This window comes from Clostridium sp. 1001283B150225_161107_B6 (genome assembly GCF_015556325.1).
Taxonomy (GTDB): Bacteria; Bacillota; Clostridia; order Lachnospirales; family Lachnospiraceae; genus Enterocloster.
Genome location: NZ_JADNMD010000013.1, coordinates 74,930 through 98,239, shown reverse-complemented (window position 1 = coordinate 98,239; position 23,310 = coordinate 74,930). Strand labels below are relative to the sequence as shown.

The following is a 23,310-nucleotide window of genomic DNA, read 5'->3' as shown; positions in this document are numbered from 1 at the left end:
GACTGGCGCCATGGCACAGATTCCTTCATGATAGAATATCCTAATAAAAAAGGAGAAAATCGTGATGTGAATCAGGCGAGAGAAGACATTAATTGTGAAGAAGTTTATTCCATGGGTATTACGGGTAGAGGAGTGGGTGTGGCTGTACTGGACACCGGCATTTACCTCCATGAGGATTTCAAGGATAGAGTGACAGCCTTTGCTGATTTTGTAAACCACCGGGCACTGCCCTATGACGACAATGGCCATGGCACCCATATAGCTGCAATGATTGGGGGAAGCGGTATCTCCTCCGAAGGAAAATACAGAGGAGTGGCTCCGGGATGCAGTCTCATATCAGTGAAGGTACTGGACCAGAAGGGAAACGGATATGCCACGGATGTGCTTACCGGCCTTAAATGGATACGTGAAAACCGGGACAGATATAATATCCGTATAGTAAACATCTCCGTGGGCTCCCTGTCGCGCAGGGACATGACGGAGAACTCCATTCTGGTGCGGGGCGTGAATGCTGCATGGGATGACGGCCTGGTGGTGGTGGTGGCAGCCGGCAACCATGGGCCGGGCCGGATGACTATCACAACGCCCGGTATCAGCCGCAAGGTCATTACAGTGGGCTGCTCGGACGACCACAAGGAGGTGGATGTCATGGGAAGCCGTATGGTGGATTACTCCGGAAGAGGCCCCACACTGGCTTGTGTCTGCAAGCCGGATTTGGTAGCGCCGGGCTCAGGCATTATCAGCTGCTGCAATGAGCCCGGCAAATATTTTTCAAAATCAGGCACCAGCATGTCCACGCCCCTTGTGTCGGGCGCCATAGCCCTGCTGCTGGAGAAGTATCCGGATATGAGCAACAAGGATGTGAAGCTGCGCATCAGAGAACGCGCCCTGGACCTGGGACTTCCGCATAACCAGCAGGGGTGGGGAAAGCTGGATGTGGGGAGGCTGCTGGAGTAGGAAGATGCAGACGGTAACAGAAGAAAACAGATAAGAACAGGAAGAATACGGAAAAGCCCCGCAGCAGGAATATATCTGCTGCAGGGCTTTTTCCCTGTGCTATGCTTCCCAGCGGCCGGACGCACCGCAGGGCAGCACCAGACCTGTCTGGGTGACCGGCAGGCCAACCTCCTCTGCGCATACGGTCCCGCCGAAACGGGGAACAATTTCCACGCCTATCATGTAGGAGAGAACTGCGGGAGCCAGTCCTGTGGTATAGGAATTAATGAGGAAGAACAGGGGCTTGTCCGACAACAGCTGTGCGCACAGCTTGACAAGGGGGTGAATGGCATCTTCTATTTTCCAGATTTCCCCCTTTGGCCCGCGGCCATAGGAGGGCGGGTCCATGATGACTGCATCGTAGTGATTGCCCCTGCGGATTTCCCGTTCCACGAATTTCACGCAGTCATCCACAATCCAGCGGATGGGAGCTTCGGACAGGCCTGAGGACTGGGCGTTTTCCTTGGCCCAGGCCACCATGCCCTTGGAGGCGTCCACATGAGTGACATTGGCGCCTGCCTTTGCCGCAGCCAGGGTGGCTCCGCCGGTGTATGCAAACAGGTTCAGCACCTTGACCGGGCGTCCTGCACCGCGGATTCTGGCTCCGAACCAGTCCCAGTTTGCAGCCTGCTCAGGAAACAGGCCGGTGTGTTTAAAACTGAAGGGCTTCAGATTAAATGTGAGCCCTTTGTAGCCAATGGACCACTGCTCAGGAAGATGGAAGAATTCCCACTCGCCTCCGCCCTTGCTGCTGCGGTGATAGTGGCCGTTCATTTTCTTCCAGCCTCTGTGGTTCCTGGGGGTGTCCCATATGACCTGGGGGTCCGGGCGCACCAGCAGGTAGTCACCCCAGCGCTCCAGTTTTTCGCCCTTTGAACAGTCTATCACTTCATAATCCTTCCACTCATCTGCAAGCCACATATATTTGTTTAACCTCGTTTCTTCCATATATAATACTGATAGTAATGAGTATAGTCTAAATGTTGCGGCTCCGTCAAGTATTCGGTACATTTTCGGAAAAATAGGCACGGTTCAGCTAAATTGTAATAGAATTGAAAGATAAATTAGGTTGAATAATTGAGGGAGCCTTGATACAATATACCATAGGATTATCAGCCTCTGTGGAAACAGGGCTGATGTGCGTGAATGCAGATGGGAAGAGGAGCTGAGCATATGAAGAAAAAGATGGTGGCAGTGTGGGCCCTGGCAGCAGTGCTGTCCTTTGGTACGGCTACGATATCTGCCCTGGCGGCAGAGGGCTGGTCTCAATCGGGGAGCACCTGGGTCTACTATGACTCCAATGGGAATAAAATATATAATACATGGAAAAAAGGGGCGGACAACCAGTGGCGCTATCTGAACGGCGAGGGCGTTATGGCCACCAATGCATGGGTTGAGTCTGATTATTACATGGACAGCAACGGTATCATGCTTACGGATAAATGGCTTAAGCTTACCGGCGACCAGGGTGAATATGAGTGGTATTATTTCAGCAGCAGCGGCAAGGTAATTACGGACGCCTGGAAGAAAATTGATAATAAGTGGTACCATTTTAACGGCGACGGCCGTATGGAGATTGGCTGGATTCTGGATGATATGTATTATACCGGTTCTGACGGCGTTATGCGGACAGGCTGGCAGAAGCTGTATCCTCCGGATGACGATGATGATTACAGGGATAAGGTAACGCCGGGGATTGACAGCGTGACCGATGATGACGGCAGGTACTGGTATTACTTTTCCTCCAACGGTAAAAAGTATGCGCCGGACAGTTCGGACGGGGATTATACAGCCCGTAAGATAGATGGAACCTATTACTGTTTTGACGAGAACGGGGCCATGCAGACAGGCTGGAAGAACGTAAAATCCACCACCAATGATTCCATTGAGGATTTCATGTACTTTGGTTCTGACGGCAAGGCCAAGATTGGATGGTATTCCATTGAACCGCCTGAGGAGCTGAGCGGTTATGAGGAAGCGGTGGAGTGGTTTTATTTCACCAACAGCGGCAAGCCCAGGGCAGCTGATTCCGAGCGCCTTACCACCAGCGACATAGTGAAGCTGAACGGCAAGTCTTATCTGTTTAACCATCTGGGAAATCCGGTATATGGACTTAAAAAAGTCTACACCGGCTCCGGCGAGGATGACTGGACGGCATTCTACTTTGGGGATAAGAACAAGAGCTGTGTCCAGAAGGGAAAGCTGAAGGTGACCGAGGACGACGGCAACAAGAGCGACTTCTATTTCCTGGACAATGGACGGGGCGTCAACGGGGTTAAGGATAACTACTTATACTATAAAGGAAAGCTTCAGAAGGCAACAGACGGCCAGAAATACGTATGCTACCGGGTGGAGGGCAGAAACTATGTGGTTAACGCCTCCGGCAAGGTTATGAAGGGCAGCAATGTAAAGAACAGCGACGGAGTTAAGTTCACAACCAACAGTTCCGGGGAGCTGACAAAGGCAGACGATGACAGCGATGTGGATTCTTACGCACAGGAGCCGGTAGAGCCATACTGCACAGAATAAACAGCCGGATGCAGCTGGCTGTATGTGACTGAAATGATTGATTTAAGGAAAGACTTCTATAATAAATGGGGAGTCTTTCCTTTTTATTTTATCAGAACAGCAAGCCGAAAAGAAATAAAAAAAATACTTGCATTTATTTGGAATATGTGCTATCATACAAAGGCTGTGGCATGATAGCGTTGAAGCGTGAGGTTGCTGCCCACAAAGTGAGGCAGGTTTTCCGTGGAGCGAATGTCAAGTTAGGAAACTGGCGACAAGTCACTGTACCAATTAAAGAAACTGCAATGTTAGAGCGCAGAATCAGTGTGGAGTTCTCTTAGGACACACACGGAAACGTGTACAGTCACCGCTTGTCGTACTTGGTTTGAAAGTGCGAAAAGGAGGCGACTTTTTTTATGGCAAGTCAAGTAATGAGAATCACTTTAAAGGCTTATGATCATCAGTTGGTAGATCAGTCTGCCGGAAAAATCATCGAAACTGTAAAGAAAACAGGATCACAGGTGAGCGGACCGGTGCCGTTACCAACCAAGAAAGAGGTAGTAACCATTCTGCGTGCGGTTCATAAGTACAAAGATTCCAGAGAGCAGTTCGAGCAGAGGACTCATAAGAGACTCATCGATATCACAGCTCCAAGCCAGAAGACAGTTGATGCACTGTCCAGACTGGAAATGCCGGCTGGTGTGTACATCGACATCAAGATGAAGACAAAATAATTTATCCCGAAGATTTTGTTTTCAAGCAAAATGTTTATATCCTGAAGGGTTTAAATATAGAAGCAACACTGCATTTCCTGTTGAGGAATCAACATACCGCCAGGCGGTTCATAGTGTTCCACGTATATTAGGCTGTTCTAGGATGAATGCGAAAGCATTCCGCTGTAGATCATGAAACAGGAGGTAAGACAATGAAGAAAGCGATTTTGGCAACAAAAGTCGGAATGACCCAGATTTTCAATGAAAATGGTGCTTTAATTCCGGTAACCGTACTTCAGGCAGGACCATGTGTGGTAACACAGGTTAAGACAGCTGAGAACGATGGTTACAAAGCAGTACAGGTTGGTTTCGTTGACAAGAGGGACAAACTGGTCAGCAAGCCCCAGAAAGGCCATTTTGATAAGGCCGGCGTTTCTTACAAGAGGTTTGTAAGAGAATTCAAGTTTGAGAATGCGGAAGAGTATTCCGTTAAGGATGAGATTAAGGCAGACATCTTCGCTGCAGGCGATAAGATTGATGCAACCGCTATTTCCAAGGGTAAAGGCTTCCAGGGCGCCATCAAGAGATTTGGACAGCACAGAGGACCTATGGCACATGGTTCCAAGTTCCACCGCCATCAGGGTTCCAACGGTTCCGCTACAACCCCAGGCCGCGTATTCAAGGGCAAGGGAATGCCGGGTCACATGGGCAGCAAGCAGATTACCGTTCAGAATCTGGAGGTTGTCAAGGTTGATGTTGACAATAACCTGATTCTTGTTAAGGGCGCAGTACCAGGACCAAAGAAGAGCCTGGTAACAATCAAAGAAACCGTTAAGGTTGAAAGGTAAGCTTTTATAGGAAAGGAGGAACACACAAATGGCAAACGTATCTGTTTACAATATGGAAGGTAAAGAAGTTGGCACATTAGAACTGAACGATGCCGTGTTCGGTGTAGAAGTTAACGAGCACCTGGTACATCTTGCAGTTGTTGCACAGCTTGCAAATAAACGTCAGGGAACACAGAAAGCAAAGACACGTTCTGAGGTTTCCGGCGGCGGCAGAAAGCCGTGGAGACAGAAGGGAACCGGTCATGCAAGACAGGGTTCAACCAGGTCTCCTCAGTGGAAGGGCGGCGGCGTAGTATTCGCTCCGACACCAAGGGATTACACAATCAGACTGAACAAGAAGGAAAAGAGAGCTGCACTCAGGTCTGCTCTGACCAGCCGTGTTCAGGATAACAAGTTTATCGTAGTAGATGAGCTTAAGTTTGACGAGATTAAGACCAGGAAGTTCCAGAATGTCATGGATAACCTGAAGGTATCCAAGGCTCTGGTGGTTCTGGCTGACAATAATCAGAATACAGTATTATCTGCAAGGAACATTGCAGGCGTTAAGACCTCCCAGGTCGGCTCCATCAACGTATACGACATTCTGAAGTACAACACAGTAGTGGCTACCAAGGCTGCTGTTGCATCCATCGAGGAGGTGTACGCATAATGGCAGATATCAAGTACTATGACGTCATTTTAAAACCAGTCATCACTGAGAAGAGCATGAATGCCATGGGCGATAAGAAGTATACTTTCATGGTACATGTAGACGCTAACAAGTCTATGATTAAAGAGGCTGTTGAGAAGATGTTCCCAGGCACCAAGGTTGCCAGCGTGAACACCATGAACTGCGAAGGCAAGACCAAGAGAAGGGGAATGACCTTCGGCAAGACAGCTGCGTCCAAGAAAGCAATCATTAAGCTGACAGAAGACAGCAAAGAGATTGAAATTTTCCAGGGGCTGTAATTGCCTGTTGCGGTTAAGAATGCCTTAATCCAACAAAACATTTACCCGCCGGATACATCCGGACGGAGAACTTATACGGCATCCGGGATATCCAGATATCCCAACCAAAGCCATACGCCGTGAAAAGAAAAAGAAAAGGAGTTAAATGTCATGGGAATTAAGAAGTATAATGCTTATACACCTTCCAGAAGACATATGACCGGTTCTGATTTCAAGGAAATCACAAAGAGCACTCCGGAGAAATCACTGGTAGTATCTCTGAACAAGAACGCAGGTCGTAACAATCAGGGTAAAATCACTGTACGTCACAGAGGCGGCGGCAGCAGAAGAAAATATAGAATCATTGATTTTAAGAGAAACAGCAAGGACGGCATCCCCGCAACTGTTATCGGTATCGAGTATGACCCCAACAGAACTGCCAACATCGCTTTGATTTGCTATGCAGACGGCGAGAAGGCATACATCCTGGCGCCACAGGGCTTGACTGACGGCATGAAGGTTATGAGCGGCGATACAGCAGAGGCTAAGCTTGGAAACTGCATGCCGCTGTATCACATCCCGGTTGGTACCCAGGTGCACAACATTGAGTTATATCCTGGCAAGGGCGGCCAGTTAGTCCGTTCCGCCGGCAATTCAGCACAGCTGATGGCTAAGGAAGGCAAGTATGCCACCTTACGTTTACCTTCAGGTGAAATGAGAATGGTTCCAATCATCTGCCGCGCAACAATCGGTGTTGTAGGCAATGGTGAGCACTCCCTGATTAACATTGGTAAAGCTGGCAGGAAGCGCAACATGGGTATCAGACCTACGGTCCGCGGTTCCGTCATGAACCCCAACGACCATCCGCACGGTGGTGGTGAAGGCAAGTGTGGTATCGGACGTCCAGGTCCATGCACACCATGGGGCAAGCCTGCTCTGGGTCTGAAGACCAGAAAGAAAAACAAGCAGTCTAACAAGTTAATCGTAAGAAGACGTGATGGCAGAACCATCAAATAGTTAAAGGAGGTTAAGAACACATGGCTCGTTCACTGAAAAAAGGACCATTTGCAGATGCGCATCTGTTAAAGAAAGTAGACGCTATGAATGCAGCAGGACAGAAGCAGGTAATCAAGACCTGGTCCCGCCGTTCTACAATCTTCCCTCAGATGGTTGGTCACACAATTGCAGTTCATGACGGCAGGAAACACGTTCCGGTATATGTAACCGAAGATATGGTAGGACATAAGCTGGGCGAATTCGTAGCAACCAGAACCTACAGAGGTCACGGCAAAGACGAGAAGAAGTCCGGCGTGAGAAAGTAATCCACGGAAATTGAAATACCCTTCGGGTATACAATTATGCCTTGAAAAGAAGGGGCGTCAGAGTTGAAATACCCTCCGGGTATACCATTATGCCCGGCAGAAAAGGGCTTTAGATTTGAAAGGAGGTTTTACCAATGGCAAAAGGACATAGATCCCAAGTCAAGAGAGAAAGAAATGCCCAGAAGGACACAAGACCCAGCGCAACATTATCTTACGCAAGAGTGTCTGTCCAGAAGGCTTGCTTTGTATTAGATGCCATCAGAGGCAAAGATTTACAGACCGCACTTGGTATTGTAACTTACAATCCCAGATACGCTTCCAGCTTAATCAAGAAGTTACTGGAATCAGCAGCAGCAAATGCTGAGAACAATAACGGAATGGACCCGGCAAAACTTTATGTTGAAGAGTGCTACGCCAACCAGGGACCAACCATGAAGAGAGTCAGACCAAGAGCTCAGGGACGTGCTTACAGAATCGAGAAGAGAATGAGCCACATCACTGTTGTTCTGAATGAGAGATAGGAGGCAAATATGGGACAGAAAGTTAATCCACACGGCTTAAGAGTCGGTGTTATTAAAGACTGGGATTCCAAGTGGTATGCAGAAGCTGATTTTGCTGACTGCCTGGTTGAAGATTACAATATGAGAAAGTTCCTGAAAAAGAGACTGTTCAGTGCCGGCATTTCCAAGATTGAAATTGAGCGTGCATCTGACAGGGTTAAGATTATCATCTACACCGCTAAGCCAGGCGTGGTTATCGGTAAGGGTGGTTCTGAAATCGAGAAGCTGAAGAAGGAAGTTCAGAAGCTGACCGACAAGAAGCTGTTCATCGACATCAAGGAAATCAAGCGTCCTGACAGGGATGCACAGCTGGTTGCAGAGTCCATCGCAGGACAGCTGGAAAACCGTGTTTCCTTCCGCCGTGCAATGAAGTCCACCATGGGCAGAACCATGAAGGCTGGCGTTAAGGGTATCAAGACCGCAGTTGCAGGCCGCCTGGGTGGAGCTGATATGGCACGTACCGAATTCTACAGCGAAGGTACCATCCCGCTTCAGACATTAAGAGCAGATATTGACTATGGTTTCGCAGAAGCAGATACCACCTACGGCAAGATTGGCGTTAAGGTATGGATCTACAAGGGCGAAGTTCTTCCTACTAAAGGAAACAAGGAAGGGAGCGATAAATAATGTTAATGCCTAAGAGAGTTAAGCGTCGTAAGCAGTTCCGTGGTTCCATGGCCGGTAAGGCATTAAGAGGCAACACGATTTCTAACGGCGAGTACGGTTTAGTCTCCACTGAACCATGTTGGATTAAATCAAACCAGATTGAGGCTGCCCGTGTGGCCATGACCCGTTACATCAAGCGTGGCGGTAAAGTCTGGATTAAGATTTTCCCGGATAAACCTGTAACAGCAAAGCCAGCAGAAACCCGTATGGGTTCCGGTAAAGGCGCTCTGGAGTACTGGGTAGCAGTTGTAAAGCCAGGCCGCGTATTATTCGAAATCGCTGGCGTACCAGAGGAAACAGCTAGAGAAGCTCTGCGTCTTGCTATGCACAAGCTGCCATGCAAGTGTAAGATTGTTTCTAAAGCAGATTTAGAAGGCGGTGATAACAGTGAAAACTAATAAATTAGTAGAAGAGTTAAAGAACAAGTCAGCAAATGAGCTGAATGAAGAGTTAGTAGCTGCGAAGAAGGAACTGTTCAATTTGAGATTCCAGAATGCAACCAATCAGCTGGATAACACCTCCAGGATTAAAGAAGTTCGCAAGAACATTGCCAGAATCCAGACTGTTATCACTGAGAAGGCTAACGCATAATGCGAAAGGAGACATTTACCGTGGAAAGAAATTTAAGAAAGACCCGTACCGGTAAAGTGGTCAGCAACAAGATGGATAAGACCATTGTGGTTGCTATCGAGGACCATGTAAAACATCCTGTAATCGGTAAGATTGTTAAGAAGACTGTTAAGTTAAAAGCTCATGATGAAAAGAATGAGTGCACTATCGGTGATACAGTTAAAGTAATGGAAACAAGACCACTGTCCAAGGATAAGAGATGGAGACTTGTTGAGATTATCGAGAAAGCTAGATAATGAGATGAGGAAGGAGTAACAGGTATGGTTCAGCAGGAAACAAGACTTAAAGTTGCCGACAATACCGGTGCAAAAGAACTTCTCTGCATCCGTGTATTAGGTGGTTCAACCAGAAGATATGCAAATATCGGTGATATCATCGTTGCTTCCGTTAAAGATGCAACACCAGGCGGTGTTGTAAAGAAGGGCGATGTAGTAAAGGCTGTAGTGGTACGTACCGTTAAGGGCGCACGCCGTAAAGACGGTTCTTACATCAGATTTGATGAGAATGCAGCAGTAATTATTAAGGACGACAAGACTCCAAGAGGAACTCGTATCTTTGGGCCTGTAGCAAGAGAATTAAGAGACAAACAGTTCATGAAGATTGTCTCCTTAGCTCCCGAAGTATTATAAGGAGGTGTTACTGTGAATAAGATTAAGAAGGACGACTTAGTAGTCGTAATCGCAGGTAAAGATAAAGATAAGCAGGGAAAAGTTATCTCTGTTGATACAAAGAAGAACAAAATTCTGGTTCAGGGCTGCAACATGGTTACCAAGCACACAAAGCAGGCTCCCGGCAACCCGCAGGGCGGCATCGTTAACCAGGAAGCTCCTATTGATATCTCCAATGTAATGCTGGTAGTAGACGGCAAGGCAACCAGGGTCGGATTTGAAGAAAAAGACGGCAAGAAGGTTCGCGTAGCAAAGACAACCGGCAAAGTAATCGACTAATTCAGGAGAGGAGGAAAAAAACGTTGGCTAGATTAAAAGAACAGTATCAGAACGAGATGGTAGACGCTCTGATGAAAAAATTTGGATACAAGAACGTTATGCAGGTGCCGAAGCTTGATAAGATTGTTATCAACATGGGCGTAGGCGAAGCAAAGGAAAATGCCAAGGTTCTGGATTCTGCTGTAAGGGATTTGGAAATCATCTCCGGACAGAAGGCTATAACCACCAAGGCAAAGAAGTCCATTGCTAACTTTAAGCTCCGTGAAGGCATGGCAATCGGCTGCAAGGTAACACTGCGCGGCGAGAGAATGTATGAATTCCTTGACCGTCTGGTAAACCTGGCACTGCCCCGTGTACGTGACTTTAGAGGTGTTAACCCTAACGCATTTGATGGCAGGGGAAACTATGCGCTCGGTATCAAAGAGCAGCTTATCTTCCCTGAGATTGAGTACGACAAAGTTGACAAGGTAAGAGGTATGGATATCATCTTCGTTACCACCGCTAAGACTGACGAAGAAGCTCGTGAACTTTTGACATTATTCAATATGCCGTTTGCAAAATAGTTAGGAGGAAACTTTCATGGCTAAGACTTCAATGAAGATTAAACAGCAGCGTCCGGCTAAATTCTCCACCAGAGAGTACAACCGCTGCAGAATCTGTGGCCGTCCACATGCATACTTAAGAAAATACGGCATCTGCCGTATCTGTTTCCGCGAGTTGGCATACAAGGGGCAGATTCCTGGCGTTAAGAAAGCTAGCTGGTAGGCATTAAGCACTTAGTGAGGTAGTTCACGAACTTAGTGCGAAAGCCGATACTCCGAACGCAGGGAGGAGTATATTCCCCATGAAACGCAGTGGGGAACAGGAGAATATTTATAGAGAAGGAGGCATTTTAAAATGACAATGAGCGATCCGATTGCAGATATGCTTACAAGAATCCGTAATGCAAATACTGCAAAACATGATACAGTAGACGTACCTTCATCCAAGATGAAAATAGCTATCGCTGACATCCTGGTAAAAGAGGGTTATGTTGCAAAGTACGACATGGTAGAGGACGGCGGTTTCGCAACCATCAGAATCACCTTAAAGTATGGCAAAGATAAGAACGAGAAAATCATTTCCGGTATCAAGAGAATCTCCAAACCGGGTCTGCGTGTATACGCTAACAAGGAAGAGCTTCCCAAGGTGCTGGGCGGACTTGGTACCGCTATCATTTCCACCAATCAGGGCGTGATTACAGATAAGGAAGCACGTCAGTTAGGCGTTGGCGGCGAAGTATTGGCATTTGTTTGGTAATGGTGAGATAGAGGAAACTGAAAACAGAAGGAACGCACAGTTCCTTCCGAGAATTTAAGTAGGAGGTAAAGGCATGTCACGTATAGGTAGAATGCCAGTTGCGGTTCCGGCAGGAGTTACTGTTACAATCGCAGAAGGAAACAAAGTGACTGTAAAAGGTCCAAAGGGAACATTAGAGAGAGAACTCCCAGTAGAGATGTCCATCGAGCAGAAAGACGGACAGATTATCGTAAGCAGACCAAACGATTTAAAGAAGATGAAATCTTTACATGGTCTGACCAGAACCCTGGTTAACAACATGATTCATGGTGTTACAGAAGGGTATGAGAAAGTTCTTGAAGTTAACGGTGTTGGTTACAGAGCCGCTAAGCAGGGCAAGAAGCTTACCCTGAACCTGGGCTATTCCCATCCGGTAGAGATGGAAGACCCGGAGGGCATCGAGACCGTTATGGAAGGTCAGAACAAGATTATCGTTAAAGGTATCAGTAAAGAAAAAGTTGGCCAATACGCTGCTGAAATCAGAGACAAGAGAAGACCTGAGCCATACAAGGGCAAGGGTATCAAGTATGCTGACGAGGTTATCAGACGTAAAGTTGGTAAGACTGGTAAGAAATAATTAAGGAGAGTGTAAAAATGGTTAACAAACAGTCAAGAAGCGAAATTCGCGTAAAGAAACACAACAGAATGCGTAACCGTTTTGCTGGCACAGCAGAGAGACCGCGTCTGGCAGTGTTTAGAAGTAATAATCATATGTATGCTCAAATTATCGACGATACGGTTGGTAACACCTTGGTTGCTGCTTCCACAGTTGAGAAAGAAGTAAAGGCTGAACTGGAGAAGACCAACGATAAGGCAGCTGCAGCATATGTAGGTACAGTCATTGCAAAGAGAGCCCTTGAAAAAGGTATCAAGGAAGTTGTTTTCGATAGAGGCGGCTTTATATATCAGGGCAAAATTCAGGCATTAGCAGATGCAGCCCGCGAGGCTGGTCTGGATTTCTAATAGAGAGGAGAACAAGCATGAAGCGTACAATTATTGATGCCAGTCAGATGGAGCTGAATGACAAAGTAGTGGCAATCAAGAGAGTATCCAAGACTGTTAAAGGTGGACGTACCATGAGATTTTCCGCTCTGGTAGTAGTTGGTGACGGCAATGGCCACGTTGGCGCAGGTTTAGGAAAGGCCGGCGAGGTTCCGGAGGCTATCCGCAAAGGTAAAGAAGCCGCAATTAAGAATCTGGTAGAGATTCCTGTAGATGAGAATAAGAGTATCCCACATGATTTTATCGGTAAATTCGGAAGTGCAGCTGTTCTGTTGAAGAGAGCTCCTGAAGGTACTGGTGTTATTGCCGGCGGTCCAGCGCGTTCCGTACTGGAGATGGCAGGAATCAAGAACATCCGTACAAAATCTTTAGGGTCCAATAACAAGACAAATGTAGTCCTTGCAACTCTTGCAGGCCTTACTTCCTTAAAGACTCCGGAAGAATTCGCAAGACTGCGCGGCAAATCTGTGGAAGAAATCGTAGGCTAATAGGAGGAGAAAGACATGGCAGAGAAATTAAAAATCACATTAGTCAAGTCCCCTATCGGTGCTGTTCCAAAGCAGAAAGCAACGGTTAAGGCTCTTGGACTGACCAAGATGCACAAGACGGTTGAGATGCCAGATAATGGCGCTGTCAGAGGCATGGTCGCAGCAGTGCGGCATTTAGTAAAAGTGGAAGAAATCTAATCAGATAAAGTAAGGAGGTGCAGTCATGGAGTTATCAAATTTACAGCCTGCTGCAGGTTCAAAGCACAGCGATAATTTTAGAAAAGGCCGTGGCCACGGTTCAGGTAATGGTAAGACCGCTGGTAAGGGCCATAAGGGTCAGAAAGCTCGTTCCGGAGCAACAAGACCTGGCTTTGAAGGCGGACAGATGCCTTTATACAGACGTCTGCCAAAGCGTGGTTTCACTAATATGAATTCTAAGACCATTGTTGGTATTAACGTAAGCGCTCTGGAAAGGTTCGATAATGATGCTGAGGTTACGGTTGAGACCTTAATCGAGGCTGGCATCGTTAAGAATCCAAGAGATGGTGTAAAGATTCTTGGAAATGGAGAATTAACCAAAAAGCTGACCGTTAAGGTTAATGCATTCAGTGAAGGTGCAAAATCTAAAATCGAAGCTTTAGGTGGAACCTGCGAGGTGATCTAATGTTTAAAACGATCAGAAATGCATTCAAGGTAAAAGAGCTTCGTACTAAGATTCTCTATACCTTCATGATGCTGGTGGTCATCCGTTTTGGCAGCCAGCTGCCGATTCCTGGAATTGAAACATCGTTCTTTGCGAATTGGTTTGCGAAACAGACAACGGATGTGTTTGGCTTCTTTAATGCCATGACAGGTGGTTCATTTTCATCTATGTCCATCTTTGCCCTGAGCATTACGCCATACATCACATCTTCCATCATCATCCAGCTGCTGACCATTGCGATTCCTAAACTGGAAGAGCTGCAGAAGGATGGCGAGGACGGAAGAAAGAAGATTCAGGAATACACCCGTTACACCACCGTGGGCCTGGCACTGATTGAATCAAGTGCCATGGCCATCGGCTTCGGACGTCAGGGACTTCTTATAGACTATAATGCGTGGAACATCATCATCGCCATTGTAACCATGACAACGGGCAGTGCCCTGCTCATGTGGATTGGCGAGCAGATTACGGAAAAGGGCGTTGGAAACGGTATCTCAATTGTACTGTTGTTCAACATCCTGTCCAGTGTGCCGGATGATATGAAGACCCTTTATTACCGTTTTATTTTCGGACAGACGGTTACAAAGATGATTTTCAGTGTTGTAGTGATTGCCCTGGTTATCCTGGCTATGGTAGTTTTCGTTATCGTGCTGAACGATGCGGAGAGAAGAATTCCGGTCCAGTATTCCAAGAAGATGGTTGGCCGTAAGATGGTTGGCGGACAGGCTTCCAACATCCCACTGAAGATAAATACCGCAGGTGTTATGCCGGTAATCTTTGCTTCTTCCATCATGTCATTCCCGGTGGTGATTTCTCAGTTCTTTACGATTGACCCAAATTCCATCGGCAGTAAGATTCTGATGGTACTCAATTCGGGTTCATGGTGCAGGCCTGAGTATCCTATATACTCCATCGGCCTGGTGATTTATATTGCATTGCTGATTATGTTTGCTTACTTCTATACGTCCATTACCTTTAATCCGTTGGAAGTGGCCAATAACATGAAGAAGCAGGGCGGCTTCATCCCAGGCATCCGTCCTGGCAAGCCAACCAGCGATTATTTGAATAAGATATTGAATTATATTGTTTTTATTGGTGCATGCGGCCTGATAGTCATTGCGATTGTTCCGATTCTTGCGTCTGGTTTACTCAATGTGAGCCGAATCTCATTTTCCGGAACTTCCCTGATTATTATTGTGGGCGTTGTGCTTGAGACAATCAAAGCAGTAGAATCTCAGATGCTTGTGCGTTATTATAAGGGATTTTTGAACGATTAACAACCACAGTTGAATCAATCAATCTGCCTTTGTGGTATTCCACAGGGGCGGATTTGTTGTATTTATAGCATATTGCTAAGTGCTCATAACGAACCGCTGCACTAAGCTCGTGGAAGACCTCACTAAGTGCCAGCGGCATGTATCGCATGTAAGCGGCTAGAATACAGCCGCTAAGTGCTCATAACGAGCCACTCCACTAGGTTCGTGGAGGACCTCACCAAGTGGAGATGACATGTATCGCACGTAAGCGGCCAAAAGACACCCGCTAAGTGCTCATAACGAGGAGGATTGGTTGTATGAAGATTATCATGTTAGGCGCACCTGGTGCAGGTAAGGGCACTCAGGCTAAAAAGATTGCAGCAAAATATCAGATTCCCCATATCTCGACCGGGGATATATTCCGGGCCAATATTAAGAACGGCACGGAGCTGGGTATGAAAGCTAAGTCCTATATGGATGCAGGCGGCCTTGTGCCGGATGAAATCACCATCGGCATGCTGCTTGACCGTATTCATGAGGCGGACTGCAAAAACGGATATGTACTGGACGGATTCCCAAGGACTATTCCCCAGGCAGAGAGTCTTACAAAGGCCCTGGGCGACATGGGAGAGGCCATTGACTATGCAATCAACGTGGATGTCCCTGATGAGAACATCATAAACCGTATGTCCGGACGCCGCGCATGCCTTTCCTGCGGGGCAACATATCATATCGTATACAATCCGCCTAAAAAAGAGGGAATCTGCGATGTATGCGGCCAGCAGCTGGTACTTAGGGATGATGATAAACCTGAAACTGTTAAAAAGCGTCTTGATGTCTATCATGACCAGACCCAGCCTCTCATAGAGTATTATAAAAAGGCAGGCGTTTTAGCCGAGGTAGATGGCACATTGGATATGGAAGAAGTATTCCAGGCCATTGTCAGGATTTTAGGAGCATAAAGAATGGTAACGATTAAATCAGAACGGGAAATTGAATTAATGCGGGAAGCAGGGCGTATACTTGCAAAGGTCCATGAGGAGCTTGGCAAGAGTCTGGCACCGGGTATGTCTACCAAAGAAATCGACCGGATGTGTGAAGATATGATAAGAAGTCATGGATGTGTTCCATCCTTTCTGAATTATCAGGGTTTTCCGGCATCTGTGTGTATATCCATCAACGATGAGGTGGTTCACGGCATTCCGGATAAGCACCGCTATCTGGAAGAAGGCGATATCGTCAGCCTGGATACAGGCGTTATATGGAAGGGATATCAGTCCGATGCAGCCAGGACCCATATGATTGGAGAAGTGAGTGAGGAGGCCAGGAAACTGGTAGAGGTGACCCAGCAGAGCTTTTTTGAAGGTATAAAGTACGCAAAAGCGGGCAATCATCTCAATGATATTTCCAAAGCCATTCAGGAATATGCAGAGAGCTTTGGCTTCGGAGTGGTCCGGGACCTGGTAGGTCACGGAATCGGTACGGAGATGCACGAAGCACCGGAGATTCCAAATTTCGCCCAGCGCCGTAAAGGCATTAAGCTGGCTGCCGGAATGACACTCGCAATTGAACCTATGATTACTGCAGGGCGCTATGATGTAGTATGGGAGGATGACGGCTGGACCGTTGTGACAGAGGACGGCTCTCTGGCATCCCATTATGAGAACACCATCCTGATTACGGATGGCGAACCTGAGATTTTATCGCTGTAGTTTGAGGTGGCCCTATGGTAGAGTTTAAGGAAGCCGGCCTGGTAAAGAGCTTAGCAGGTCACGACAAAAATGAACTGTATATCATAATCAGTGTCCAAGGGGAATATGTTTATCTGTCAGACGGCAGGAAACACCCTTTAAGTAAACAGAAACGCAAGAACAGGAAACACTTGCAGCTCATAAATGAGCACGATGAAACCTTAAGGAAGAAGCTTACAGAAGGCGCGGCGGTGAGGGATGAAGAGATAGCAGGCTTCATCCGCAGCCGCAGGCAGTAGGAGGTAAAATAGAATGTCAAAAGCAGACGTAATTGAAATTGAAGGAACCGTAATTGAAAAATTGCCCAACGCCATGTTCCAGGTTGAACTGGAAAACGGCCATCAGGTACTGGCGCATATCAGCGGAAAGCTCCGTATGAACTATATCCGCATCCTGCCGGGAGATAAAGTAACCATTGAGCTGTCGCCATATGATTTATCCAAGGGCAGAATCATTTGGAGAGATAAATAAGAGGCGTTTTTCGGAGCGCTGTCCAGGCACATCCCGGCGCAGCCCGGGTGTCCCGGAGATACGGTGAAGCAGTATGCCGGCTGCTTCGGGACAGAGTAAAAGCAGAGTTCAGTTTTCCGGCGGGTACAGTCATGTAATGCACCGGCTGGCCGGGAAAAGAACATAAAACACAATAGATAAAAAAGTGCTTGCATTATTGCTAAATGTTTGATATAATGCTTTAGCAACTTTGTTGGTCTATAGAAAGGAGAATTACTGTGAAGGTTAGATCATCCGTAAAGCCGATCTGCGAAAAATGCAAGATCATAAAGAGAAAAGGCAGTATCAGAGTAATTTGTGAAAATCCAAAGCATAAACAGAGACAAGGTTAATTAAAATTAGGAGGTGTACTACACACATGGCTCGTATTTCAGGTGTTGACTTACCAAGAGAAAAACGTGTTGAGATCGGTCTTACTTACATCTACGGTATTGGTAGAGCAAGCTCCAACCGCATCTTAGCAGCAGCTGGCGTTAACCCAGACACTCGTGTTAAGGATTTAACCGATGATGAGGTGAAGAAGCTGGCAACAACAATCGCTGAGACTCAGACTGTTGAAGGTGATCTTCGTAGAGAGATTGCTATGAACATCAAGAGACTTCAGGAAATTGGATGCTACAGAGGAATCCGTCATAGAAAGAGCCTGCCGGTTCGTGGCCAGAAGACCAAGACCAACGCCAGAACTTGCAAGGGTCCGAGGAAGACAGTAGCAAACAAGAAAAAGTAATTTAGTAACATCGTAACCGAATTCGATTTACATGTTTTAAAAACAGGAAGAGCGAATTCAAGAAAATGAGAAAGTAGGTTAGTTTAAAATGGCTAAAAAAGTGTCCACTACAGCAAAAAAAGTGACAAAAAAGCGTGTAAAGAAAAACGTTGAACGCGGACAGGCACATATCCAGTCATCTTTTAATAACACAATCGTTACATTAACTGATGCACAGGGTAACGCTTTATCATGGGCTAGTGCCGGCGGTCTGGGATTTAGAGGTTCAAGAAAATCTACTCCATATGCAGCTCAGATGGCGGCAGAAACTGCTACAAAGGCAGCTCTCGTACATGGCTTAAAATCCGTAGACGTTATGGTTAAGGGTCCTGGTTCAGGACGTGAGGCAGCAATCCGCGCCCTTCAGGCATGCGGGCTGGAAGTAACAAGCATTAAGGACGTGACACCGGTTCCACATAACGGATGCCGTCCGCCAAAACGTAGAAGAGTCTGATTGATTTTAATTAGGAGGTAATTAAAGTGGCAGTAGATAGAGTTCCTGTTCTTAAAAGATGTAGGTCCCTTGGTCTGGACCCAATCTATTTAGGAATTGATAAAAAGTCCAACAGAGAATCCAAGAGAACAAACAAGAAGTTAAGTGAATACGGCATGCAGTTAAGAGAAAAGCAGAAAGCCAAGTTCATTTACGGCGTATTAGAGAAACCTTTCCGTAATTACTATGCCAAGGCATCCAAGATGAATGGTATGGTAGGTACTAACCTGATGATTCTGTTAGAGTGCAGACTGGACAACGTGCTGTTCCGCATGGGTCTGGGCCGTACACGTAAAGAAGCAAGACAGATTGTTGACCATAAGCACATTCTGGTTAACGGCAAGCCAGTTAACATTCCATCCTACCGCGTTAAGGCCGGCGATGTTATCGAAGTGAAGGAGAAGTACAAATCCGCACAGAGATACAAAGACATCCTGGAAGTAACCGGAGGACGTCTGGTTCCGGCTTGGCTGGATGTAGACCAGGAGAACCTGCGCGGCACCGTTAAGGAAATGCCGACCAGGGATGAAATTGATGTTCCAGTAAACGAAATGCTTATCGTCGAGTTGTACTCCAAGTAATCCTACAATTGTTTATAAATTGTACAAGGTATGCCTGTCCTCTGTGGGGCAGGCGTACTTTGCAGGATGAAAAACCCGAACTTACGCCTTGGGCTGTGTTTGGGCAGTGCACTGCTTTGCAGTGCTTTATTTCCCTCGAGATTTGATAGAAACCCAAAAAGGAGGGGCTATTAGTGTTCGATTTTGAAAAACCAAACATTGAAATCGCAGAGATTTCAGAAGACAAGAGATACGGCAAGTTTGTAGTTGAACCACTTGAGAGAGGTTACGGCACTACGCTGGGCAATTCCTTAAGGAGAATCATGCTTTCTTCTTTACCCGGAGCCGCAGTGAGTCAGGTAAAAATCGATGGCGTTTTGCATGAGTTCAGTTCCATCCCCGGAGTTAAGGAAGATGTGACTGAAATTATTATGAACATCAAAAGCTTAGCGATTAAGAACAACAGCGATACCGATGAGCCCAAGGTTGCATACATTGAATTTGAAGGCGAAGGTGTAATTACTGCAGCTGATATCCAGGCAGATGCTGATATCGAGATTATGAATCCCGACCAGATTATTGCCACATTAAGCGGCGGCACAGACAGCAAGTTCTATATGGAGCTTACCATTACCAAAGGCCGTGGCTATATCAGCGCCGATAAGAATAAGAACGACGATTTACCAATCGGGGTCATAGCAGTTGATTCCATCTACACTCCTGTGGAGCGCGTGAATATGGCGGTAGCCAATACACGTGTGGGACAGCAGACGGACTACGATAAGCTTACACTTGAGATTTATACCAATGGCACCCTGGCTCCCGATGAGGCTGTCAGCCTGGCCGCCAAGGTATTAAGCGAGCACCTGAACCTGTTCATTGATCTTTCCGAAAATGCCAAGACCGCTGAAATCATGGTAGAGAAGGAAGACAATGAGAAAGAGAAAGTGCTTGAGATGAATATCGACGAACTGGAGCTTTCCGTTCGTTCCTACAACTGTCTGAAGAGAGCCGGCATCAACACAGTGGAAGAACTGTGCAACAGGACCTCAGAGGATATGATGAAGGTTCGTAACTTAGGCCGCAAGTCCTTAGAGGAAGTGCTGGCTAAGTTAAAGGAATTAGGCTTACAGCTGAATCCAAGCGACGACAACTAAGCGACCGAACGCAGTGAAGCGGAGTTTGCGTTTCCCGTACAGACCGAACGCAGTGAGGGAGCTTTACTCCCGGTCAGTAAGTCCAAAGAAGCATGACTGAGAGAGCCAAATAGAATAAGTGGGCGAAAACGCCGATGCCAGTAAGTCCAAAGAAGCATGGTGAAGGTGTTCCACAATAATGGAGGAAAATAAAATGGCAGGATATAGAAAATTAGGAAGAACTTCCGACCAGAGAAAGGCTTTAATCAGAAGCCAGGTAACAGCGCTGTTATATCATGGACACATCAGGACAACTGAGACCCGTGCAAAGGAAATCCGCAAGGTTGCAGAAGGTCTGATTGCCATGGCAGTTAAGGAGAAGGATAACTTCGAGACTGTAAAGGTTACCGCTAAGGTTGCCCGCAAGGACAAAGACGGCAAGAGGGTTAAAGAAGTTGTAGACGGCAAGAGAGTTACCGTATACGATGAGGTAGAGAAGGAAATCAAGAAAGATATGCCTTCCAGACTGCATGCCAGGAGACAGATGTTAAAGGTTCTCTACGGAGTGACCGAGGTTCCGGCTGCTGCTGCAGGAAAGAAGAAAAATACCAAGTCCGTTGACCTGGTAGCTAAGATTTTTGACGACGTTGCTCCTAAGTATGTAGGCCGTAATGGTGGTTACACCAGAATCGTTAAGATTGGCCAGCGTAAGGGCGATGGCGCTATGGAAGTTCTGATTGAATTAGTATAATTCCGTATAGAAACAGATTATGGGTATCCCGGAGGGCATGAACTGCCTCGGGATACCCTTTTTGTATTAGCTTTTAGTTCTTTTAAGCCAGCTAAGGGGTGAGGGAGTGGGTGTAAAAGTAATAAAGCTGCTGTGTGAATTCCCTTCCGGTGTTGTCATTGACAGGGTCAATCCTGAAAAGCTGTTTATATCTGTTTATCCAGTTAATCAGTGTGTTGCGATGAAGATACAGTTCTTTTGCACTGGTAGAAATATTCATGTTATTTCGGAGCAATGTTCCCATATTACGCGAAAATGAATCCCATTCTTTATTAAGCAGGACCTCAGAAAATACATTGAATATCATTGTACTTTCCTCCATATCAATCTGGCTCTGTATATATTCAAAAACATAATCATAAAAATAGTAAATCATTGTGGCATGTTCGCAGGTTACATCCGCACAATTATTGCAGACCCACAATGTATGACGGAAGGCCCTGTGGTAGTTCAATAAATTATCCTGAAGAGAGCCCACCGTGCATATGAATGGACGCCCGTCGTTGATATTTAGCTCCTGGGCATTTCTTATATAGATATCCACCAGGTCACGATACTGCGAAATGGATTGGGAGGGGTCCCGGGAGAGTGACTTGAACACAACTGCATTCTGTCCGCGGGTAATGCAGATAATATCCTGGCTGCTGTAGGATGGATTTCGTTTGAATTCCGTTATCAGTTTTTCTTCACTTAATTCATTGTATCTGAGAATAAATAATATGGGAACACGTACTATGGAGGTATCAATATTAAATTTCTCAGTTATATGATGGACTTCTGACGGAAAGGGGTCTTCTTCACAATATAAGAGTATTTTTGTGAAGATATTTCGTTGGTCCAGTTTTCCCCAATATGCTTCTTTATAAAACTCCATTTCATAAAAGGACTGGGCAGTCAGCATACACATGGATTCCAACGATTTAGCCTCCAGCAGATTGCCTTCCAGACTAAGTGCCCCCAGAAAACTTTGCCCGTGATGAAGGGGGATGTAAATACCTTCCCGGGCATTGGATAATTGGGAGGGGACCTGGGATGTTATATGGACTGTCTGATTCTCATTAATGGCCCGGAATGCGGGTTCGCAGAATTTTCCCAGATAGCATTCATTGGCACTGGCAATGATTGAGCCGCGCAGATTGGTTATGCTCAGGCATATTCCATGTTCTGCCAGGGCCCCCTGAAGGTGTTGTACAAATTTTTGGGATACATGGGCCATTTCAAAAGCATTCAAAGCGTTACCTCCATCTGTTATCACATTTTCTGAATTATCTTAACATGTACCATTTAATCTTGCAAGACGCAGGGGGGATACCAAAATCAGGACCTGGACAGGATAGGATTTTTTTAAAATGCAAAGAAAATATGCAGTGTGCACATTATTAAATGGAAAATGAGAACAGTATGAATATTGCCTGAAAATGACTAATTAAATATAATTAATTCATACAAATTCAAGGGTTGGCCAGCCTGAAATAAGATTCGTTCATCATAAAAGGAGACAAGAATATGGTTTTAGTCGAGAGTGAAGAAACAGCCACTGTTTTGGAGACTCCGGATTTGCACCGCAAGTTTTTGAATGTGCGGTACGCAGAGTGCACCGACGATGAGGTGATGGACATATATCTGCCGGAACAGGGAGAGGGTCCCTTTCCTGTCATTGTGGATATACATGGGGGCGGCTGGTATTACGGGGCAAAAAGCTCCCTGAAAATCAAACCGGTCCTCCAGGGGTTAAAACGGGGTTATGCTGTGGTATCGCTGCAATATACATGGAGCGTGCACGGACATTTTCCTATACAGATATATGACATCAAAGCAGCCATCCGGTATCTGCGGGCAAATGCTGCTGCATACCACATCAATCCGGATAAAATCGGACTGTGGGGGTTATCCGCCGGAGCGCATCTTGCCTCACTTGCAGGAACCGGTGCAGCGGTTCCCCAGTTGGAAGACCTGGATATGGGGAATCCAAGAGAAAGTTCCGCAGTACAGTGTGTGGTTGCTTTATACCCAATTATAGACATCACGAAACTGGAACGCCAGCACAGGCAATATGGCATGAATCCCAATGAGGCATGTACAAATGACGAGTCAATGGGGGGGATGCTCTTCGGAATGGCCCCCTGTAAGGTTCCTCATTTATGTGAACTGGCAAATCCGGAAAATTACATTACAAAAGACTGCCCTCCTTTTTTTATCCAGCATGGACTGGCTGATACGGTTGTTCCATTTCAGCAGAGTATATTATTTGCAGATAAGCTGGAGAAAATAATCGGACAGGACAAGGTAACTCTTGAACTTTTTTCGCAGGTGGACCATGCAGAGGCATTTTTTAGGACACCGGAAAACACTGAGAAAATTTTTACGTTTTTGGATAAATACCTGAGACCATAAAGAAAG

Annotated in this window: 38 protein-coding genes; 36 read left to right on the top strand and 2 right to left on the bottom strand. The window is 46.3% G+C overall.

The window, feature by feature from the left end; translation table 11 throughout:
• The first annotated feature begins 66 nt into the window (after positions 1 to 66).
• Positions 67 to 957: a S8 family peptidase gene (locus I2H39_RS23550; protein WP_195627655.1), complete on the top strand. Its 891-nt coding sequence runs from the start codon at positions 67 to 69 to the stop codon at positions 955 to 957.
• Positions 958 to 1,056: 99 nt separating this feature from the next.
• Here the strand turns inward: I2H39_RS23550 and I2H39_RS23545 are convergent, their stop codons facing one another.
• Positions 1,057 to 1,917, bottom strand: a complete 861-nt coding sequence (locus I2H39_RS23545) for a class I SAM-dependent methyltransferase (RefSeq protein WP_138309912.1) — start codon at positions 1,915 to 1,917, stop codon at positions 1,057 to 1,059.
• A 252-nt stretch (positions 1,918 to 2,169) separates the two neighbouring features.
• Between I2H39_RS23545 and I2H39_RS23540 the strand changes: the two genes are divergently transcribed.
• The 34 genes from I2H39_RS23540 to I2H39_RS23380 all read left to right on the top strand — a co-directional run bounded on the left by I2H39_RS23540 (position 2,170) and on the right by I2H39_RS23380 (position 20,871).
• Positions 2,170 to 3,525: a cell wall-binding protein gene (locus tag I2H39_RS23540; RefSeq protein WP_195627654.1), complete on the top strand. Its 1,356-nt coding sequence runs from the start codon at positions 2,170 to 2,172 to the stop codon at positions 3,523 to 3,525.
• 33 nt (positions 3,526 to 3,558) lie between these two features.
• Positions 3,559 to 3,699, top strand: a complete 141-nt coding sequence (locus tag I2H39_RS28950; RefSeq protein WP_207746947.1) for a hypothetical protein — start codon at positions 3,559 to 3,561, stop codon at positions 3,697 to 3,699.
• 221 nt (positions 3,700 to 3,920) lie between these two features.
• Positions 3,921 to 4,238 (top strand): 30S ribosomal protein S10, encoded by a 318-nt coding sequence (gene rpsJ, locus I2H39_RS23535; protein WP_002566515.1) that lies wholly within the window; start codon positions 3,921 to 3,923, stop codon positions 4,236 to 4,238.
• A 191-nt stretch (positions 4,239 to 4,429) separates the two neighbouring features.
• Positions 4,430 to 5,065, top strand: coding sequence for a 50S ribosomal protein L3 (gene rplC / locus I2H39_RS23530; RefSeq protein WP_138309915.1), 636 nt, complete (start codon positions 4,430 to 4,432; stop codon positions 5,063 to 5,065).
• 28 nt (positions 5,066 to 5,093) lie between these two features.
• A complete protein-coding gene (gene rplD, locus I2H39_RS23525; protein WP_138309916.1) occupies positions 5,094 to 5,714 on the top strand; it encodes a 50S ribosomal protein L4 in 621 nt (206 codons plus the stop codon).
• Positions 5,714 to 6,013, top strand: coding sequence for a 50S ribosomal protein L23 (gene rplW / locus I2H39_RS23520; RefSeq protein ID WP_138309917.1), 300 nt, complete (start codon positions 5,714 to 5,716; stop codon positions 6,011 to 6,013). The genes rplD and rplW overlap by 1 nt, the downstream gene beginning before the upstream one ends.
• Before the next feature lie 150 nt (positions 6,014 to 6,163).
• Entirely contained in the window at positions 6,164 to 7,009 is an 846-nt protein-coding gene (rplB, locus tag I2H39_RS23515) for a 50S ribosomal protein L2 (RefSeq protein ID WP_027642397.1), read from the top strand.
• Between the two features lie 20 nt (positions 7,010 to 7,029).
• The gene (rpsS, locus tag I2H39_RS23510) at positions 7,030 to 7,314 is read left to right on the top strand and encodes a 30S ribosomal protein S19 (RefSeq protein WP_002566510.1); all 285 of its coding nucleotides are present in this window, start codon (positions 7,030 to 7,032) and stop codon (positions 7,312 to 7,314) included.
• 134 nt (positions 7,315 to 7,448) lie between these two features.
• Positions 7,449 to 7,835, top strand: coding sequence for a 50S ribosomal protein L22 (gene rplV / locus I2H39_RS23505; protein WP_002566509.1), 387 nt, complete (start codon positions 7,449 to 7,451; stop codon positions 7,833 to 7,835).
• A 9-nt stretch (positions 7,836 to 7,844) separates the two neighbouring features.
• On the top strand, positions 7,845 to 8,501 hold the full coding sequence (rpsC, locus tag I2H39_RS23500; protein WP_027642395.1) for a 30S ribosomal protein S3: 657 nt from the start codon (positions 7,845 to 7,847) through the stop codon (positions 8,499 to 8,501).
• The gene (gene rplP, locus I2H39_RS23495) at positions 8,501 to 8,938 is read left to right on the top strand and encodes a 50S ribosomal protein L16 (protein ID WP_002566507.1); all 438 of its coding nucleotides are present in this window, start codon (positions 8,501 to 8,503) and stop codon (positions 8,936 to 8,938) included. Before rpsC ends, rplP begins: the two co-directional genes overlap by 1 nt.
• On the top strand, positions 8,928 to 9,131 hold the full coding sequence (gene rpmC, locus I2H39_RS23490) for a 50S ribosomal protein L29 (RefSeq protein ID WP_138309918.1): 204 nt from the start codon (positions 8,928 to 8,930) through the stop codon (positions 9,129 to 9,131). Before rplP ends, rpmC begins: the two co-directional genes overlap by 11 nt.
• Positions 9,131 to 9,406 carry a 30S ribosomal protein S17 gene (rpsQ, locus tag I2H39_RS23485; RefSeq protein ID WP_002566505.1) on the top strand — a complete coding sequence of 92 codons (276 nt, stop codon included), beginning with the start codon at positions 9,131 to 9,133 and terminating at the stop codon, positions 9,404 to 9,406. The genes rpmC and rpsQ overlap by 1 nt, the downstream gene beginning before the upstream one ends.
• A 24-nt stretch (positions 9,407 to 9,430) precedes the next feature.
• Positions 9,431 to 9,799, top strand: a complete 369-nt coding sequence (gene rplN, locus I2H39_RS23480) for a 50S ribosomal protein L14 (protein WP_002566504.1) — start codon at positions 9,431 to 9,433, stop codon at positions 9,797 to 9,799.
• Between the two features lie 12 nt (positions 9,800 to 9,811).
• Positions 9,812 to 10,117 carry a 50S ribosomal protein L24 gene (rplX, locus tag I2H39_RS23475; RefSeq protein ID WP_002576421.1) on the top strand — a complete coding sequence of 102 codons (306 nt, stop codon included), beginning with the start codon at positions 9,812 to 9,814 and terminating at the stop codon, positions 10,115 to 10,117.
• A 23-nt stretch (positions 10,118 to 10,140) separates the two neighbouring features.
• Positions 10,141 to 10,680, top strand: coding sequence for a 50S ribosomal protein L5 (gene rplE, locus I2H39_RS23470; RefSeq protein ID WP_002566502.1), 540 nt, complete (start codon positions 10,141 to 10,143; stop codon positions 10,678 to 10,680).
• A 16-nt stretch (positions 10,681 to 10,696) separates the two neighbouring features.
• Complete coding sequence (locus I2H39_RS23465; RefSeq protein ID WP_002566501.1) at positions 10,697 to 10,882, top strand: type Z 30S ribosomal protein S14; 186 nt, start codon at positions 10,697 to 10,699, stop codon at positions 10,880 to 10,882.
• A 132-nt stretch (positions 10,883 to 11,014) separates the two neighbouring features.
• Complete coding sequence (gene rpsH / locus I2H39_RS23460; protein ID WP_027642391.1) at positions 11,015 to 11,416, top strand: 30S ribosomal protein S8; 402 nt, start codon at positions 11,015 to 11,017, stop codon at positions 11,414 to 11,416.
• A gap of 73 nt (positions 11,417 to 11,489) precedes the next feature.
• Entirely contained in the window at positions 11,490 to 12,032 is a 543-nt protein-coding gene (gene rplF, locus I2H39_RS23455; protein WP_138309919.1) for a 50S ribosomal protein L6, read from the top strand.
• Between the two features lie 17 nt (positions 12,033 to 12,049).
• Complete coding sequence (rplR, locus tag I2H39_RS23450) at positions 12,050 to 12,418, top strand: 50S ribosomal protein L18 (RefSeq protein WP_027642389.1); 369 nt, start codon at positions 12,050 to 12,052, stop codon at positions 12,416 to 12,418.
• Between the two features lie 17 nt (positions 12,419 to 12,435).
• Positions 12,436 to 12,945, top strand: coding sequence for a 30S ribosomal protein S5 (gene rpsE / locus I2H39_RS23445; RefSeq protein WP_002566497.1), 510 nt, complete (start codon positions 12,436 to 12,438; stop codon positions 12,943 to 12,945).
• Between the two features lie 15 nt (positions 12,946 to 12,960).
• The gene (gene rpmD / locus I2H39_RS23440) at positions 12,961 to 13,143 is read left to right on the top strand and encodes a 50S ribosomal protein L30 (protein WP_027642388.1); all 183 of its coding nucleotides are present in this window, start codon (positions 12,961 to 12,963) and stop codon (positions 13,141 to 13,143) included.
• Between the two features lie 25 nt (positions 13,144 to 13,168).
• Positions 13,169 to 13,609, top strand: a complete 441-nt coding sequence (rplO, locus tag I2H39_RS23435; RefSeq protein WP_138309920.1) for a 50S ribosomal protein L15 — start codon at positions 13,169 to 13,171, stop codon at positions 13,607 to 13,609.
• Entirely contained in the window at positions 13,609 to 14,925 is a 1,317-nt protein-coding gene (gene secY / locus I2H39_RS23430; RefSeq protein ID WP_138309921.1) for a preprotein translocase subunit SecY, read from the top strand. Before rplO ends, secY begins: the two co-directional genes overlap by 1 nt.
• A gap of 296 nt (positions 14,926 to 15,221) precedes the next feature.
• A complete protein-coding gene (locus tag I2H39_RS23425; protein ID WP_138309922.1) occupies positions 15,222 to 15,866 on the top strand; it encodes an adenylate kinase in 645 nt (214 codons plus the stop codon).
• A 3-nt stretch (positions 15,867 to 15,869) separates the two neighbouring features.
• Positions 15,870 to 16,616, top strand: coding sequence for a type I methionyl aminopeptidase (gene map / locus I2H39_RS23420; protein ID WP_138309923.1), 747 nt, complete (start codon positions 15,870 to 15,872; stop codon positions 16,614 to 16,616).
• A gap of 14 nt (positions 16,617 to 16,630) precedes the next feature.
• Positions 16,631 to 16,894: a KOW domain-containing RNA-binding protein gene (locus I2H39_RS23415; protein WP_138309924.1), complete on the top strand. Its 264-nt coding sequence runs from the start codon at positions 16,631 to 16,633 to the stop codon at positions 16,892 to 16,894.
• Between the two features lie 13 nt (positions 16,895 to 16,907).
• Complete coding sequence (gene infA, locus I2H39_RS23410; RefSeq protein WP_002566490.1) at positions 16,908 to 17,126, top strand: translation initiation factor IF-1; 219 nt, start codon at positions 16,908 to 16,910, stop codon at positions 17,124 to 17,126.
• Positions 17,127 to 17,383: 257 nt separating this feature from the next.
• Positions 17,384 to 17,497: a 50S ribosomal protein L36 gene (gene rpmJ, locus I2H39_RS23405; protein WP_003497809.1), complete on the top strand. Its 114-nt coding sequence runs from the start codon at positions 17,384 to 17,386 to the stop codon at positions 17,495 to 17,497.
• A gap of 26 nt (positions 17,498 to 17,523) precedes the next feature.
• Positions 17,524 to 17,892, top strand: coding sequence for a 30S ribosomal protein S13 (gene rpsM / locus I2H39_RS23400; RefSeq protein WP_138309925.1), 369 nt, complete (start codon positions 17,524 to 17,526; stop codon positions 17,890 to 17,892).
• Positions 17,893 to 17,980: 88 nt separating this feature from the next.
• Positions 17,981 to 18,385: a 30S ribosomal protein S11 gene (gene rpsK / locus I2H39_RS23395; protein ID WP_002566488.1), complete on the top strand. Its 405-nt coding sequence runs from the start codon at positions 17,981 to 17,983 to the stop codon at positions 18,383 to 18,385.
• Positions 18,386 to 18,411: 26 nt separating this feature from the next.
• Positions 18,412 to 19,005: a 30S ribosomal protein S4 gene (rpsD, locus tag I2H39_RS23390; protein ID WP_138309926.1), complete on the top strand. Its 594-nt coding sequence runs from the start codon at positions 18,412 to 18,414 to the stop codon at positions 19,003 to 19,005.
• 173 nt (positions 19,006 to 19,178) lie between these two features.
• On the top strand, positions 19,179 to 20,141 hold the full coding sequence (locus I2H39_RS23385) for a DNA-directed RNA polymerase subunit alpha (protein WP_002566486.1): 963 nt from the start codon (positions 19,179 to 19,181) through the stop codon (positions 20,139 to 20,141).
• 193 nt (positions 20,142 to 20,334) lie between these two features.
• Positions 20,335 to 20,871 (top strand): L17 family ribosomal protein, encoded by a 537-nt coding sequence (locus tag I2H39_RS23380; protein ID WP_138309927.1) that lies wholly within the window; start codon positions 20,335 to 20,337, stop codon positions 20,869 to 20,871.
• 91 nt (positions 20,872 to 20,962) lie between these two features.
• On the opposite strand, the gene I2H39_RS23375 is transcribed toward I2H39_RS23380, so the two are convergent.
• Positions 20,963 to 22,141 carry a sugar diacid recognition domain-containing protein gene (locus tag I2H39_RS23375; RefSeq protein WP_195627653.1) on the bottom strand — a complete coding sequence of 393 codons (1,179 nt, stop codon included), beginning with the start codon at positions 22,139 to 22,141 and terminating at the stop codon, positions 20,963 to 20,965.
• A gap of 275 nt (positions 22,142 to 22,416) precedes the next feature.
• On the opposite strand from I2H39_RS23375, the gene I2H39_RS23370 reads away from it, so the two are divergent.
• Complete coding sequence (locus I2H39_RS23370; protein WP_138309929.1) at positions 22,417 to 23,304, top strand: alpha/beta hydrolase; 888 nt, start codon at positions 22,417 to 22,419, stop codon at positions 23,302 to 23,304.
• Positions 23,305 to 23,310: the final 6 nt, after the last annotated feature.

Coding starts and splice junctions, on each gene's coding strand:
- I2H39_RS23545 (WP_138309912.1), bottom strand. CDS start 1,917: ATGTGGCTTGCAGATGAGTGGAAGGATTATGAAGTGATAGACTGTTCA.
- I2H39_RS23540 (WP_195627654.1), top strand. CDS start 2,170: ATGAAGAAAAAGATGGTGGCAGTGTGGGCCCTGGCAGCAGTGCTGTCC.
- I2H39_RS28950 (WP_207746947.1), top strand. CDS start 3,559: ATGATTGATTTAAGGAAAGACTTCTATAATAAATGGGGAGTCTTTCCT.
- rpsJ (WP_002566515.1), top strand. CDS start 3,921: ATGGCAAGTCAAGTAATGAGAATCACTTTAAAGGCTTATGATCATCAG.
- rplC (WP_138309915.1), top strand. CDS start 4,430: ATGAAGAAAGCGATTTTGGCAACAAAAGTCGGAATGACCCAGATTTTC.
- rplD (WP_138309916.1), top strand. CDS start 5,094: ATGGCAAACGTATCTGTTTACAATATGGAAGGTAAAGAAGTTGGCACA.
- rplW (WP_138309917.1), top strand. CDS start 5,714: ATGGCAGATATCAAGTACTATGACGTCATTTTAAAACCAGTCATCACT.
- rplB (WP_027642397.1), top strand. CDS start 6,164: ATGGGAATTAAGAAGTATAATGCTTATACACCTTCCAGAAGACATATG.
- rpsS (WP_002566510.1), top strand. CDS start 7,030: ATGGCTCGTTCACTGAAAAAAGGACCATTTGCAGATGCGCATCTGTTA.
- rplV (WP_002566509.1), top strand. CDS start 7,449: ATGGCAAAAGGACATAGATCCCAAGTCAAGAGAGAAAGAAATGCCCAG.
- rpsC (WP_027642395.1), top strand. CDS start 7,845: ATGGGACAGAAAGTTAATCCACACGGCTTAAGAGTCGGTGTTATTAAA.
- rplP (WP_002566507.1), top strand. CDS start 8,501: ATGTTAATGCCTAAGAGAGTTAAGCGTCGTAAGCAGTTCCGTGGTTCC.
- rpsQ (WP_002566505.1), top strand. CDS start 9,131: ATGCGAAAGGAGACATTTACCGTGGAAAGAAATTTAAGAAAGACCCGT.
- rplN (WP_002566504.1), top strand. CDS start 9,431: ATGGTTCAGCAGGAAACAAGACTTAAAGTTGCCGACAATACCGGTGCA.
- I2H39_RS23465 (WP_002566501.1), top strand. CDS start 10,697: ATGGCTAAGACTTCAATGAAGATTAAACAGCAGCGTCCGGCTAAATTC.
- rpsH (WP_027642391.1), top strand. CDS start 11,015: ATGACAATGAGCGATCCGATTGCAGATATGCTTACAAGAATCCGTAAT.
- rplF (WP_138309919.1), top strand. CDS start 11,490: ATGTCACGTATAGGTAGAATGCCAGTTGCGGTTCCGGCAGGAGTTACT.
- rplR (WP_027642389.1), top strand. CDS start 12,050: ATGGTTAACAAACAGTCAAGAAGCGAAATTCGCGTAAAGAAACACAAC.
- rpsE (WP_002566497.1), top strand. CDS start 12,436: ATGAAGCGTACAATTATTGATGCCAGTCAGATGGAGCTGAATGACAAA.
- rpmD (WP_027642388.1), top strand. CDS start 12,961: ATGGCAGAGAAATTAAAAATCACATTAGTCAAGTCCCCTATCGGTGCT.
- rplO (WP_138309920.1), top strand. CDS start 13,169: ATGGAGTTATCAAATTTACAGCCTGCTGCAGGTTCAAAGCACAGCGAT.
- secY (WP_138309921.1), top strand. CDS start 13,609: ATGTTTAAAACGATCAGAAATGCATTCAAGGTAAAAGAGCTTCGTACT.
- I2H39_RS23425 (WP_138309922.1), top strand. CDS start 15,222: ATGAAGATTATCATGTTAGGCGCACCTGGTGCAGGTAAGGGCACTCAG.
- map (WP_138309923.1), top strand. CDS start 15,870: ATGGTAACGATTAAATCAGAACGGGAAATTGAATTAATGCGGGAAGCA.
- I2H39_RS23415 (WP_138309924.1), top strand. CDS start 16,631: ATGGTAGAGTTTAAGGAAGCCGGCCTGGTAAAGAGCTTAGCAGGTCAC.
- infA (WP_002566490.1), top strand. CDS start 16,908: ATGTCAAAAGCAGACGTAATTGAAATTGAAGGAACCGTAATTGAAAAA.
- rpsM (WP_138309925.1), top strand. CDS start 17,524: ATGGCTCGTATTTCAGGTGTTGACTTACCAAGAGAAAAACGTGTTGAG.
- rpsK (WP_002566488.1), top strand. CDS start 17,981: ATGGCTAAAAAAGTGTCCACTACAGCAAAAAAAGTGACAAAAAAGCGT.
- I2H39_RS23380 (WP_138309927.1), top strand. CDS start 20,335: ATGGCAGGATATAGAAAATTAGGAAGAACTTCCGACCAGAGAAAGGCT.
- I2H39_RS23370 (WP_138309929.1), top strand. CDS start 22,417: ATGGTTTTAGTCGAGAGTGAAGAAACAGCCACTGTTTTGGAGACTCCG.